The organism is Mycobacterium sp. Aquia_216 (assembly GCF_026723865.1).
Classification (GTDB): Bacteria; Actinomycetota; Actinomycetes; order Mycobacteriales; family Mycobacteriaceae; genus Mycobacterium.
In genome coordinates this window covers 1,987,242-2,001,255 of sequence record NZ_CP113529.1, presented here as the reverse complement: position 1 = coordinate 2,001,255, position 14,014 = coordinate 1,987,242, and the positions used below count along the sequence as shown (strand labels likewise).

The window sequence follows — 14,014 nt, the reverse complement described above, 5'->3', positions numbered from 1 at the left end:
TTCGACGAGCTATTGCACGCCACGGACTTCGGGACTAGTCGCGCACTCGGCGGGCCAACGTATTGGCGACTCCAGACAAAACCTGTCCAGGACGTTGTTGCTCGCCCTGTTGGGCACCGAGAACCACGATGGCGCCGGTCAGCGCCGGCAGCGCCCACTGCAGGTAACGCAGTTGATGTTGCGCCTTGGCGACATCGTCTGGGGTCGACGGCGACGGCTCGGTAGCACCTTCCGCAAAGTGTCCGTCGCCCTGGGCGGTCTTCGCTCCCAGAATGCCGCTGTACACCGTGGCGCCCAGCGCAGCACCGGTGAGCAGGATCTTGGCGACAGTGTTGGCGGTGACGCCGGACTGGTTCTTGGCGCGATGCCGGTTGGCGTACAGCACACCGCTGCCGCCAATCAGATGCGCGCCGATGGCAAGCGCGCTGACGGGCGCCCATTTCGCCCAGCCCACTGCAGCAACCCGGGCTCGATCCTTCGAATCACGAACCTCGCCCGCGGCGCCGTTCACACCGACGGCGCCCATAAGCGAGCCGCCGAACCAGGCGGCGGAGCCGAGATCGTGAAGAGACCGCACAACGGTATTACGTGATGACATCTGAAGTTCCTTTTGACTAGACAGGCTTCGGGAGCCGGATCGACTATCCCGTCGGGACACGGAGATTCCCGGACCAGCAGCGCTACTCGTTCGAACGAACTGCTACCAGGCAGGGATACACCACATCGGGAACCTTGAAACGCAGGATTCGGTGATACTTTTCCACCTCTGGGCCGGTCCCATCGCAACCCGCCGGCGGCTCGCCAAATATTCTAGCGCAGGCCAATGTTCAAAGCGTGGAGTGTTGCCAGGCCAGCGCCAAACCAAATCAGGCCGGCACCGGGTGCCGGGAAGGTGAAAAAGTCTAAGCACCAATGTTTCTCGATGGGGTTACTGCATGTGATCGGTGTCAGGACGGCGGATTGCTAACCGCCGAAAGGGCCTTCAGGAGCTGCTCACGCGCATTGGGTCACTGACAAGACGCGCGACGCGACCGATCATGCAGCACAAGCAGATTCGTTGATACGCGGCGATCGGGTTCCCCCGCCGACCACCGCACGTTGATCGACAACCTCGAGTCGTGCAACCGGATCGAGGTGGCAATAGGGGTGCTCATGGGTCTGCGCGGATGCCCGCAGACCGAAGCGCTCAGTGGATTCGCCACCGCGATCCACGAAACCGGGCTTAGCCCAGCCGAGCTCGCCAGCGCTCTGATCGATGTGGCCAGCGGTAATGACACCTCGCCGCACCGCGCACAGGTACAGCATCGGTGGCGCCATCTACTTGCGCTGAGAGGGTTTCCCGGCGGCTCGAACGTCCTCGCCACGGTAAACCATTCCGTCCGCGTGCGATACGGCCCGGAAAACGACGCCACAATCTGCTGAGACTTCACCGCCCGACGGGGCCTCGCGTCGACAGCAGTAAACCCGCACCCCCATGGGTAAGCGTCGCATGCGACGCGCCAGCCATCGCCTTCGCATCGCTTTCGCCGCTCGAATGAACTGCAGCCCTTGGTTCGCCGATTCTCGCCGGTCCCAGTCTTCTTCAGTTCGGTGTCCGAGGCACCCAGCCCGCTCCACGTTTCGCTTCACTCATGGTGGAGCCGCGGCGCCGTGGCGGGCCGTTTGCGTTGAGGTGCAACGCATTGCGTCACATGGCTCAGCGATCGATTCCTCCGTGCCCGGAACGGGCCAGCGCATTGCGGGGAAGGAGGAAACCCGGCAGCTGGAGCTTGCGGACGGCCCGGAGCGTCCCTGAAGGGATCACCCGTTTGAAAAAGACGCTGGCGTCGAAAGCGCCGCGGACTTCCTCGACATAGGAACTGGGAATCCCGAATCGGATCCGGCCCTGGCTGACGTCGACGAGGTCGGCCCGCCGAAAGGCCTCCACCAGCGGCGCGTAGGCCCGGCCTGGGCCGTAACGGAAAAGCCGATGATGCTGCGCAACCATCAGCGCCAGCTCGTCGGACCAATTCTGCCGGCCGGTCACTTCTAGCCATGCGTCCTGCGCCTCGATCGACGGCACTAAGTAGTCGAGTGTGTCGAACGCGGCCAGGTCATGAAACGCTGCGGCGACCGCAAGCTTATCGTCACGGTCGGGTGCGGAGGGAGCGAGCGCGCGGGCGAAGTTCACGACGCGGTACACGTGCGCTTTGTAGGCGTCATAACCCGCGTCGTCGCCCTGGGAGTACTGGCGGTGAGATTCTAGGATCTCATCGACCAGGGGCAGGCTGCGGAGTATCTCCGGCGGGATCACAGCACGAGCGTACGTCCGGAGCCGCTTCACATCCCGGGACCGGTGGTGATAGGACCGGGGTGTGACCCAACCACGACCGCTCACCATTCCGGCACTCCTGGCGCGGAGCGCCCGCCTGTTCGGCCAGGAAACCTATGCGGTCACACCAACCGAGCGGCTCACATACGAGCAGGCGGAGCAGCGCTCGGCGCACATCGCGCGCTGGTTACTCCGCGAAGGCATCGGCAAGGGCAGCCGCGTGGGACTGTTCTTCACCAATGGCGTGGAATGGATCAACTGGTGGCTTGCTGTGTCGCGGATCGGCGCTCTGGCTGTCCCCTTGAGCACGCTGTATACGCCCGCAGAGATCGCAAAAGTATTGAGACTGGCTGACATTGGGGTGTTGGTTGCCCCCGGCCAGGTACTCAAGATAGACGTCGCCGAACTATTCGAAGCCGCACTGCCGCAGCTATCCGATCAGCGAGCCGACTGCCTAGCCCTGCCCGCCGTACCGTATCTGCGCCGTATCGTCCTCACCGGCGATGCGGACCGGCGGTGGGCGACACGCTGGGATGCGGATACTGCCGCAGGTGTCACCAACGATGTGCTGGCCGCGGTAGAGGATGAGGTGTCCCCCGCCGATCTGGCCATCATGGTGCACACCTCGGGATCCACCGCGGACCCTAAGGGTGTCCTGCACACCCACGGGACGGTGGTCCGGCAGACCTCGACGTGGCCAAGCGCCGTACGAGCGATCACCGGGCCGGCATCCCCCACCAAAATCTTGTGCGCGATGCCGTTCTTCTGGATCGGCGGATTGCTCGCCGTCACTGGGGCGCTACATGAACCCCTCACGCTACTGGTTATGCCGCGGCTCGACGCCGCCACGGCGCTGGACCTGGTCGAGCGGGAACGGGGTACCGGGATCGTCGGATGGCCCGCTTTCACCCAGCGCTTGCGGGAGCACCCGACCTTCGCGAGCCGCGACCTCAGCAGCGCGCCGATGCTGCGCGACGGTCCGCTAGACCTCGCGATGATCAACGTGCCCGACGGATTCCCGGTGCACCGCACCATGTCTGAGACCGCAGGCGGTTTCGCCTTTACCGATATGAGCATCGTGGACGAACAGGGCGCACCGGTCCCCGATGGGGCCACCGGCGAGCTACTCGTCCGCGGAATCGGAGCAATGGTCGGCTACAACAAGCGCGAGCAGTGGGAAACCTTCGACGCTGACGGCTGGTACCACACCGGCGACCGCGTCTATCGCCGAGAAAATGACCCACGAGTGTTTTACGTCGGACGGACCAGCGAACTCATCAAATCGGCGGGCGCGAATGTCTCCCCGCTTGAGGTCGAGGCGGTCATCGAGAAATTCGACGACGTCGCACAGTGCGTTGTCGTCGGGATCGACGATCCCGAGCGAGGCGAGCAGGTGTGCGCCGTCGTCGTTGCCGCGAAAGCGACGATTGACATTTCTTCCCTGGCTGCGCGGGCGCAAAATGAGTTGTCTGCCTACAAGGTTCCCACGCGCTGGGCGATCACGACCAGTGACCAGATACCCACTTTGCCCAGCGGCAAGCTCAACCGAAAAGCATTGCGAGCAAAGCTGATCGACGGGTCACTGGACTGACTGCCCGCCTCCTGCCGACTTTCCTGGTCGCACACGCGGGGCGGAAAACCCCTATTGCAATTGTTGTCTAATCCCGTTCCGAAAGTTTGCTGAAGGTGCTATCTTGCTAACCGATAGAGTGCCCGACTGGCCTTCGCGAGGGAACATGCTCAACTCTCGGGTCCCATCCGGGGTACTCATCGCACTGGTCGGCTTTTGCATTGGTGTGACCAGTATTTCGCCGATATCGGCGTGTAGCGCGGGACCGGCGACGATGCGTGCGGCGACGTCGGCCACCACCGCCACTGGCGGCGTCCAAGGCAACCCGCCGGCATCGCCACCAACGATGAGAAAGTTCACCTCAATGACCCGTACGCAGACAACGGCGACACGAAGGTCAGCGTCGCCACGTTCATGACGGCGTGGAAGACCGGGCAGGAAACGATCATCGTTACCGAGCCGGCCGGCTGGCGCCCGCTGCATCGACCGTCCCCGGCGGCTACCAATTGCTCGGCGAGTAATCCTTGAGGAAGCGGCCATACAGATCTTCGCCGGACTCCCCGCGCACGATTGGGTCATACACCCGAGAGGCACCGTCAACGAGGTCGAGCGGGGCATGGAAACCCTCGTCGGCGAGTCGCAGCTTGGTCGGGTGTGGACGCTCGTCCGTGATCCAACCCGTATCGACAGCGGTCATGAGAATGCCGTCCTGCTCTAGCATTTCGGCGGCGCTGGTGCGGGTGAGCATGTTCAGTGCGGCCTTCGCCATGTTGGTGTGCGGATGCCCCGGGCCTTTATAGGCACGGCTGAACTGCCCCTCCATTGCCGACACATTCACGACGTATTTCCGGCGCGAGGGTGAAGCGGCCATCGCCGGGCGCAGGCGACTCACCAAAATAAATGGCGCGGTCTGGTTGCACAGCTGAACCTCGAGCAGTTCCATCGGATCCACCTCGTGCACGCGTTGGGTCCAACTGTTGATAGGCGCGGTATCAGGCAGCAGACCACCCGCGTCAATGGCGGTGCCCGCGGCGATGCGCTCCGGGGACGCGCTTCGGGCGACGAGGGCTAATTCAGATAGGGCGTGCGGAGTTTGGTGCTCTGCGAGGCTGCCGGCAAGTGCCGCGGGATGGGCGTCGCTGACGCGGTCAAACGTGATCACGTCGGCCAGTCCCGGCGCCGGGGTCCGCTCCGCCTCGACGAGCGCCGCGTAGGAGCCGGGGGCTCGGCGCACGGTCTGGGCGGCGTTATTGATCAGGATGTCCAGCGGGCCCTGCGCGGCCACGGTGTCCGCAAGCGCGACGACCTGAGCCGGGTCTCGCAGGTCGATGCCCACAACGCGCAGCCGGTGCAGCCAGTCGGCACTATCGGGCATCGTGGCGAAGCGCCGCACGGCGTCGTTCGGGAAACGGGTGGTGACGGTCGTGTGGGCACCGTCGCGGAGCAGTCGCAGCGCGATGTACATGCCGATCTTGGCGCGGCCACCGGTGAGCAGGGCGCTTCGACCGGTGAGGTCGGTGCGAGCGCCGCGCTTGGCGCGGTTGAGCGCGGCGCACTCCGGACAGAGTTGGTGGTAGAAGGCGTCGACCACGGTGTAATGGTTCTTGCAGATGTAGCAGGCGCGGGACCGGAGCAAGGTGCCTGCGGAGGCTCCCAGCGCGGTGGACACGAGGGGCAGTCCCTGGGTCTCGTCATCGATGCGACCGGGCGCGCCGGTCGCGGTAGCGGCGACAACGGCGCGGTCGGCGGCCGCGATTTCGTCGCGCTTGGCGTGGCGGCGGGCTTTCTTCACCGACTTGAATATGCCCGCGGTGGCCCGACGCACCGTGACGGCATCGGGATGGTCGGGCGGCAGCGACTCGATGTCTGCCAGCACCTGTAGGCATATGTCGAGCTTGTCTGGGTCGATCGCATTCACGTGGGAAGACTACGGCCTTACATCACACCGTCCGACGCGAACAGGCCAGGCCTTCCGGCGTGGCCTGTGACTCTGGGTGGAGCTGCCGGGAATCGAAGTCGACGCTCTACCCAGCAAAAGGTGTTCTGAACTGCCGGTTCGCTTTATTTCGGTCCCGTTCACTCCCACCCGTAACCTGCCGTTTTGCTTTGGGGACTTGCCAGCGTCAATTGCGCATTAGCGCTGCTGAGGCAGACGGTAGCGAGCGCGACGTGGTTAGCCAAGGAGGTCCGTGTTGGAGGTTGTCAGCGATCCAGTCGTGGAAGCGCTTCAACGACCACCCACGGGTGATGACGGAGGCTGTGGTGTCGGCCAATCACAAAGTCGAAGATCACACGACGACGTCACACACCACGTCCCCGGAATCGACTGCTTCGCTCTCCCCGCACACGGAAGCCCCATCGGAGTCGAGTACACCAGTCAGATACCGCGCCAACGCTATTGGTGTCGGATGATCGAAGACAATGCTGGTCGGTAGCTTCAGGCCGCTGATCGATTTAAGCCGGTTCCGGAATTCGACAGCGCCCAGCGAATCGAAGCCCAAATCCTTGAACTCCTGATCGGCACCAACCGCGTCCGCGGAGGTGTACCCCAGCACGGCGGCCGCGTGCGAACGCACGATGTCGAGCAGTTCGCGTTCCTGTTCGGGTGTGCTCATCGACGCGAGCCGCTGTCGAAGATTGGAAACGGATTCGACTGCGGCAGCGGTGCGCCGGGTGGCACGGATGAGACCGCGGAACATCGGTGGCAGTCCCGTGCCCGCCGGATCGGACCGGATGGCGGCGCGGCTGATCTGGGCCGACATCACGAACGAGCGTGCCTGCCAGAGCGCTGCATCGAACAGCGCGAGGCCGTCCTCAGAAGACATCGGGATAAATCCCATGCGAGACAGGCGGGCCCGATCGCGCTCGTAGAGATGCCCTGTCATCCCGGTGGCTTGTGCCCACCATCCCCATGCCAAAGAAACACCCGGCAGTCCCCGGTGTCGGCGATGCTGCGCGAGCCCATCGAGAAACGCGTTCGCTGCCGCGTAATTGGCCTGACCGAGGGAACCGAACAAGCTGGCAACCGAAGAAAACAAAATGAACGCCGAAAGGTCCTCGCCCGCGGTGAGTTCGTGCAGGTTCCACGCAGCATCGATCTTCGGCCGCAGCACCGCTTCCAGGTGGCGTTGTGTCTGAGCCCCGAACACCGCGTCATCGAGCACCCCGGCGGCGTGAATAACCGCGGTCAATGGATGTGCGGCAGGTAACCCGGCCAGGAGCGCCTGTAACGCATCCCGGTCTGCCGCGTCGCACGCCGTGATCTGTACCGATGCGCCGAGCTCAGTTAGTTCGGATTCGATCGCGGCAGCACCGTCGGCCGCCGGGCCGCGCCGGCTGATGAGCAATAGGTTGCGCACGCCATGGCGAGTCACCAAATGCCTCGCCAGCAGCGCACCAAGCACACCTGTGCCACCGGTAATCAACACCGTGCCTTCGGATTTCAGCGGCGTGGGCACGCTGAGGACCAGCTTGCCGACGTGACGCGCACGACTCAAGAATCGATAGGCATCCAATGCGTGTCGGATGTCCCACGAATGCGCCGGAAGGGGGTGCAGCTCGCCGCTCTCGAAAAGCTGCACGAGCTCGCCGAATATCTCCTGAGCGCGGTCGGGGCCGGCCTCGAAGACATCGAAAGCTCGATATTGGACGCCCGGATGCCGTGCGGCGATCTCGCCGGATGCTCGGATGTCGGCCTTGCCCATCTCGATAAATCGCCCGCCGCGCTGCAGAAGTCGCAGCCCTGCGTCGATAAATTCGCCTGTCAGCGAATTGAGTACGATGTCAAAGCCCACCCCGCCTGTCACCTCGGAAAATTTCTGCTCGAACTCAACCGTGCGCGAATTCGCGATGTGGTCATCGTCGAATCCCATGCTGCGCAGGCGTTCCCATTTGGCCGGGCTGGCCGTCGCGTACACCTCGAGGCCCCAACGCCGGGCCAGTTGCACCGCCGCCATACCAACCCCACCGGTCGCGGCGTGCACCAACACCCGCTGGCCCGCGCTGGCATGCGCGAGATCTGCCAATCCGTAGTACGCGGTGAGGAACACCGCCGGCACCGCCGCTGCTTGCGCGTAGGACCAGCCCGACGGGATCGGCGCGATCATCCGATGATCAGCGACGACAGCAGATCCCGCGCCGTAGAACATACCCATCACCCGATCGCCAGGGACGAATCGGACCACATCCTCGGCGACCTCGAGCACCACGCCGGAGCCTTCGCCGCCGACGTCGGCATCAGGGTCCGGGTATACACCCAGCGCAGTCAGGACATCCCGGAAGTTCACTCCAGTGCACCGCAGGCCGATGCGTATTTCGCCGGACTCCAGCCGGCGATCGGACTCGGGCCACGGGCGAATGAAGAGGTTCCGCGAATCCAGCGTGCCGTTGCCGAGGGTGCTGAGTCGCCAGGTGGCGTCCGCCTCAACGAGTTGCGCGCTCCCGACGCGCTCGTCGCAGAGCCGCGCCAGCCGCGGCGCAAAGCAGACGCCATCGCGGAGGGCGAGTTGTGACTCATCACGACTCATGGCTTCGCCGACCGCAACATCGGCGTGGGACCAGTCGTCGATATCGACCAACCATATTTGGTTGGGATTCTCGGCCTGTGCGGTCCGCAACAAGCCCCATACAGCGGCCTGGGCGAGATCGGCGACGTCTTCGGATGAGTCGATCGCGATCGCCCCGCAGGTGAGCACCACCAGTCGCGCGTCGTCGCCGCGGTTTTCGTTTGACAGCCAATTCTTAACTCGATGCAGCGCATGTGTCAGCGTCTGTCGCGCCCCCTCGGGCAGCGCTAGATCGGTTGCAAACGTTGCCAGGCAACGCAATACGGTTACGTTATCCGTAGCGATCTCTTCCGTGCCAGCCTTGGGCGTTGCGAGCGCGACCCAGTCAAGTGCATACAGTGCGTCATCGGCCGCAGTGCTCACGCGAAACTGACTGGGAGAAACACCTTTCAGGGCGAGCGAATCGATACGGCCGATCGAACCCCCCCGTGTGTCCATCACCGTCATTGAAATCCGGTCGTCTTGATCAAACGCGATCCGTGCCCGCACCTGCGTTGCTCCGATCACATCCAGTGAGACACCGCGCCATTCGAACGGCAGCTTCGCGACCTCCGGTGCCGCGAGGAGGCCGCCAACAAATGTTCCGTGCAGGACGGAATCGAGTAGTGCCGGATGCAAACCGAACCGGCTCGCGTCTGACCTCTGCTGCATCTGCTCCGGCAGCATCGCCTCGACGAAAACTTCGCCATTATGACGCCACGCCGCGCGTAAGCCGCGGAAAGTCGGTCCGTATTCGTATCCCCGGCCGGCCAGCGTTTGATACAGCTGGGAAATATCGATACGTTCCGCGCCGGCAGGCGGCCATTGTTCGATCTCCGCCTGGACGGTCGGCGCGGCGTCCGGGCCGAGCGCACCCTCGGCGTGGCGCGTCCACCGCCGGTCCACACCATCGTCGATTCGCGAGTAGATTCCGATCGGACGTTCGCCGGACTCAGTCCACTCACCGACGACCACTTGCACTGCTACACCGCCGTGTTCGCTGACGACCAACGGAGCCAGCAGAATGAGCTCATCCACCCGCGGGCTCCCCGCGCATTCGCCCGCCTGTAGGGCCATCTCGACCATGGCTGCACCCGGCACTAGCACCGTCCCGAACACCTTGTGGTCGGCGAGCCACGGGTGAGTCGCGAGCGACAGTCGACCGGTGAGAATAATTTCGTCTGAATCTGCCCGCGCCACAACGGCACCGAGTAGGGGGTGCTCCGCACCGGTGATGCCGAGACCGCTCACGTTGACGATTCCAGGCCCGGTGTCCATCCAGTAGCGCTTGTGTTCGAACGCATAAGTAGGCAGGTCGATGTGACCCGCACCAGTGTTTTGGAACATGCTCGCCCAGTTGGGCGATTTCCCGTTCACGTGGGCCTCGGCAGCGGAAAGTAAAACCCTCCGCATGCTGCCTTCATTGCGTCGAAGTGTCCCAACGACGGCGTGGTCGTCGTTGAAATCCTCCAATGATTCCTGGATCCCGATGGTCAGCACTGGATGCGGACTGCATTCAATGAAGGTGTCGAAGCCGTGCTTGTACGCCCACCGGACGGCTTGGTCGAATAACACCGGTTGGCGCAAATTAGTAAACCAATAGTCGCCATCGAGGCTTGACGTGTCCACCTCGGTGCCGCTGACCGACGAGATCAACGCGATATCGCAGCTTCGCGGCCGCAACCCTGAAAGCGCCTCGCTCAGGGTCTCCCGCAACTGATCGACCTGAGCCGAATGGGAGGCGTAATCGACGGGAATCCGCTTGGCCTGCACCTCGTCTCGTTCGCATGCGGCAATGAGCTCGTCCAACGCCGCTGCATCCCCGGCGACGACGGTCGAACACGGACCATTATGCGCGGCAACGGAAATCGATCCAGCCCAAGGTTCGACGAGCGTTAGAACCCGTTCAATCGGTTGTGCGATCGAGACCATGCCACCGGACCCCGCCATTACGGTGAGAGCCCTGCTACGCAATGTGACTACCTGCGCCGCGTCTCGCAACGAAAGGGCGCCTGCGACGTAGGCCGCCGCTATCTCACCCTGCGAATGGCCGATCACCGCATCCGGTTCGATCCCCTGCGCTCGCCATTGGGCCGCCAGCGACACCATCACCGCAAAGAGGACCGGCTGCACCACATCGACCCTGTCGAGGTCCGGAGCACCGGCGCCCTTGCACACAACCTCAAGCAGCGACCAATCGACAAACTCAGCGAAAACCTTGTCGCAGAGGCGCATCTGGTCGCCGAACGCTGGTGCGGAGTCCAAGAGTTCGACCGCCATGTCCGCCCATTGCGATCCCTGACCGGGGAAGACGAAGACGGTTCGGCCCGCGGCAGTGGCGTTTCCGGTTACCACGTTGGGCGCAGGCACGCTGCCGGCGATCGCCGTCAACCCACTCAACAACTCGTCACGGCCGGCTCCAACCGCAACCGCGCGGTGGCCGAATAATGCCCGGGTGGTAATCAGTGAGTACGCCACATCGACCGGATCCAGGTCGGGGTGCTGCTCGACGAAGGACCGTAACCGAGCCGCTTGATCAGCCAGTGCGGGCGCCGACTTCGCGGATAATATCCAGGGGACGATGACTGGACGCGGGGCCGAATTCTCGGTCGCGAACTCCGCTGGCGCCTGTTCGAGTATCACGTGAGCATTCGTTCCACTGATGCCGTACGACGACACACCGGCGCGCCGCGGCTCGTACGGCTGGTCTGGCCACGCGCGCGCGCTACCGACCACCTCGATCGTTCCAGACGACCAATCCACTTGGGGTGTAGGCGAATCCAAATTCAGCGTCGCAGGCACCACCCCGTGCCGAATCGACTCTATCGCCTTGATCATCCCGGCGATGCCTGACGCCTGCTGCGAATGACCGATGTTCGATTTGACCGAGCCGATCAGCAGTGGCCGCGCAGCCGAGTGCGCATTGCCGTATGTCGCCTGCAGGGCTCTGGCTTCGATCGGGTCGCCCACCTTGGTTCCTGTGCCATGCGCCTCGACCACGGCGACATCGCCGGCACCCAGGCCTGCGTCCGCCAGAGCTCGCCAGATCACCCTTTGCTGTGCCGAACCACTCGGGGCGGACAGCCCGTCGGAGGCTCCGTCCTGGCCGACGGCGCTACCCCGGATCAGCGCTATCACTGGGTAACCGAGGCTGCGCGCCCACGACAGCGTGGCCAACACCAGCACGCCGGCACCCTCGGCGACGCCGAACCCGTCCGCCGCCGCCGCGAATGGCTTGCATCGGCCGTCTTCGGCCAGCGCGCCATGCCGTCCAAGGCCGACGAGGATGCTCGGTGAGCACACCACGGTGGCCCCACCCGCCACCGCTAAGCGACATTCGGCCGACCGCAACGATTGCATCGCGAGGTGTACCGCGACCAGAGATGACGAGCAGGAGGTGTCGACCGTCACTGCTGGCCCCTCGAGCCCGAGCGTATACGCCACTCGACCCGATGCCACGCCGGTCGTGGTGCCTGTCGCGAGATAGCCGGCGAATCCCTCGGTTTCGTCGCAGATACGCGGGCCGTACTCCTGTCCGCCCACGCCGAAGAAAACCCCGGTATCGCTGCCGTGCAGTGAATTCGGGTCGATTCTAGACCGCTCCAGAGCCTCCCAGCTCGCCTCGAGCAGCAGTCGCTGCTGGGGGTCAATGGCTTCGGCTTCGCGCGGACCGATCCCGAAGAACGCCGGGTCGAAGTCACCTGCATCTGTGAGGAACGACCCTGCCCGGACATAGGTGGCGCGTGGTGCGTCGGGGTCCGGGCCAAACAGCGCGTCGAGATCCCATCCGCGGTCGGTCGGAAACTCCGAGTGCGCCTCGTGCTCCTCAATTAACAGCTGCCACAGATCGTCCGGCGAGTTGACGCCGCCCGGAAAGCGACAGCCCATCCCGAGAATCGCGATCGGTTCGGCGCCGTGCTCATGCCCATCGGTAAGGGGGTGGTTTGGCATGTCGCTCCGTTCGGTTCGGGATCGCTTCCATGACGCAGTGGGCCTGATTTTTCACAGCAGATTCGTCGGCGCCGGGCGCCTGATCGCCGTTCGGAATCACAGACTTCCGCGCGACGGGGATGAAGAAAGTCTGGCGCTTTCTCCGTTTAGGTTCTCTGGAAGTCGCCATACGTGCACACCTGCGCGAAGCTACTTGACGCAGCTTGCCGGGCCATGCCCTCGACTCGAGTTTCCCCGCCGTGAACTCGCGCCTAGTCTCGCAGCTCCGCGAAACTAAGCCAGATGCCCTGACAGTACCGTGCTCTGTTGACGTAAAGGTGGTTTCGGCGAACTCAACGCTATGACCAGCGAATACTTGGTGGAGCTGCTGGAAGTCGAACTCGGCCGAGGAACCACTTTGAACAGCGAAACTACCGACATCGAGTATGCGAAGCCCCCGGCACTACCTGGCCGCGACCTGCGGATACGTGAACGGCCGATGCTGACTGGCCAACGTTTCGTCATAGGATTGAAGAGAACAGCAAGTCGAGCCTGCGAATGACCGCATTCCCGGCGACCGATCACTCGACGAGCGCCGCTGGATCGGCTGCACGATAGACGGCCTGGCTCCTGCCTCGCCACTGAAACCCACGAACCAGCCAATTACCTCGGCTTGGTCGCCTCCCAGACGAAGCTCTCGTCCGACCGCATTCTTCGGTCCAACCCCCATTGCCGGCCTAAAGCTGTTTACGAAGATCTGAGACGGCCAGAGATGTTGATGAAAAGAAGACTGGCCAGAGCTTGTGGCTATGACCAGCACTATCTCAGCGGAGCTGCCGGGAATCGAAATCGATGCTCTGCCAGTCATTTTGGCCATTTGACTGCCGATTCTTTCCACCCCGGTCCGATTCGGTCCCGCTCGTTACCTGCGGCTTCGTTTTCGAGTTTTGACGGCGCCAAGACCGGGTTAGTGGCCGGCCTCGATGGCGGCGACGGTTGTGGCCGCATCGGTCCCACAGACGCTCCGGAGGTTCACTGTTCCCGCAGCGAGCACGTCTTGGATGCGACGCTTGAGGTCGCCGGAGGAGATGCGGGCGTAGAGGTTTGCACCCGGGCATGAGGTCGGGGCTAGGTCGCGGTGGCCGGCCAGAGTGTCGGTGGCGATGTGAAAGGTTTGGGTTGCCCACGCGAACGCGAGAGCGGCCGCATGGAGTTGGGCCTCCGAGACGACTTCCTGGTCGAAGTCTCCCTCGCAGAGAACCAGGAAGTGGCCCGTCGTGTCGTAGTCCGTCGCGGTGTCACCCGCGATCTGTGGCGTACGCAGTTCGTAGATGTTGCCGTCGCGGTCGATGCCGACGTGATACGCGATGTCGACCCATCCCTTTTGGTCTTGGTGGTAGCGCTGATCTTGGCGGAGACGACCCGGGGCGTTGCGGTTGTCGCTGAGGACGACGGCCTCGTGGTGCAGGGTCATGCGAGTAATGGTGTGAGGCCTGCCGCCGGGTCGGGCGGGACGAGCGCCCCAGGCATCTCGACACAACATGTCGGCCGACGCTGCGCCCACTGTGAGCGCGGGTGTGCGCGTTGGCGCAGGAGACGGAAGTGCGGTTGCGGTCCCCGGAGACGAGGGGCTTGCCCGGCTAGGGCCAGGGGCGGACT

7 protein-coding genes are annotated in these 14,014 nt (G+C 63.8%); 2 read left to right on the top strand and 5 right to left on the bottom strand.

The genetic code is table 11. The annotated features are described in order from the left end of the window. Window positions 1–34: 34 nt before the first annotated feature. Window positions 35–598, bottom strand: coding sequence for a hypothetical protein (locus tag OK015_RS09425; RefSeq protein WP_268130921.1), 564 nt, complete (start codon window positions 596–598; stop codon window positions 35–37). 500 nt (window positions 599–1,098) lie between these two features. Between OK015_RS09425 and OK015_RS09420 the strand changes: the two genes are divergently transcribed. Beyond that, window positions 1,099–1,422, top strand: a complete 324-nt coding sequence (locus OK015_RS09420) for an ANTAR domain-containing protein (protein ID WP_268130919.1) — start codon at window positions 1,099–1,101, stop codon at window positions 1,420–1,422. Window positions 1,423–1,696: 274 nt separating this feature from the next. Here OK015_RS09420 and OK015_RS09415 read toward each other — a convergent pair whose 3' ends face one another. After that, window positions 1,697–2,293, bottom strand: a complete 597-nt coding sequence (locus tag OK015_RS09415; RefSeq protein WP_268130917.1) for an HD domain-containing protein — start codon at window positions 2,291–2,293, stop codon at window positions 1,697–1,699. A 61-nt stretch (window positions 2,294–2,354) separates the two neighbouring features. Between OK015_RS09415 and OK015_RS09410 the strand changes: the two genes are divergently transcribed. Continuing rightward, complete coding sequence (locus OK015_RS09410) at window positions 2,355–3,902, top strand: class I adenylate-forming enzyme family protein (protein ID WP_268130915.1); 1,548 nt, start codon at window positions 2,355–2,357, stop codon at window positions 3,900–3,902. A 478-nt stretch (window positions 3,903–4,380) separates the two neighbouring features. Here the strand turns inward: OK015_RS09410 and OK015_RS09405 are convergent, their stop codons facing one another. The 3 genes from OK015_RS09405 to OK015_RS09395 form a co-directional block, all read right to left on the bottom strand. Next, a complete protein-coding gene (locus OK015_RS09405) occupies window positions 4,381–5,799 on the bottom strand; it encodes an SDR family oxidoreductase (RefSeq protein WP_268130914.1) in 1,419 nt (472 codons plus the stop codon). Window positions 5,800–6,169: 370 nt separating this feature from the next. Continuing rightward, window positions 6,170–12,376 carry a type I polyketide synthase gene (locus OK015_RS09400; protein WP_268130913.1) on the bottom strand — a complete coding sequence of 2,069 codons (6,207 nt, stop codon included), beginning with the start codon at window positions 12,374–12,376 and terminating at the stop codon, window positions 6,170–6,172. 946 nt (window positions 12,377–13,322) lie between these two features. Then, window positions 13,323–13,829, bottom strand: a complete 507-nt coding sequence (locus OK015_RS09395) for an N-acetylmuramoyl-L-alanine amidase (RefSeq protein WP_268130912.1) — start codon at window positions 13,827–13,829, stop codon at window positions 13,323–13,325. Window positions 13,830–14,014 lie beyond the last annotated feature (185 nt).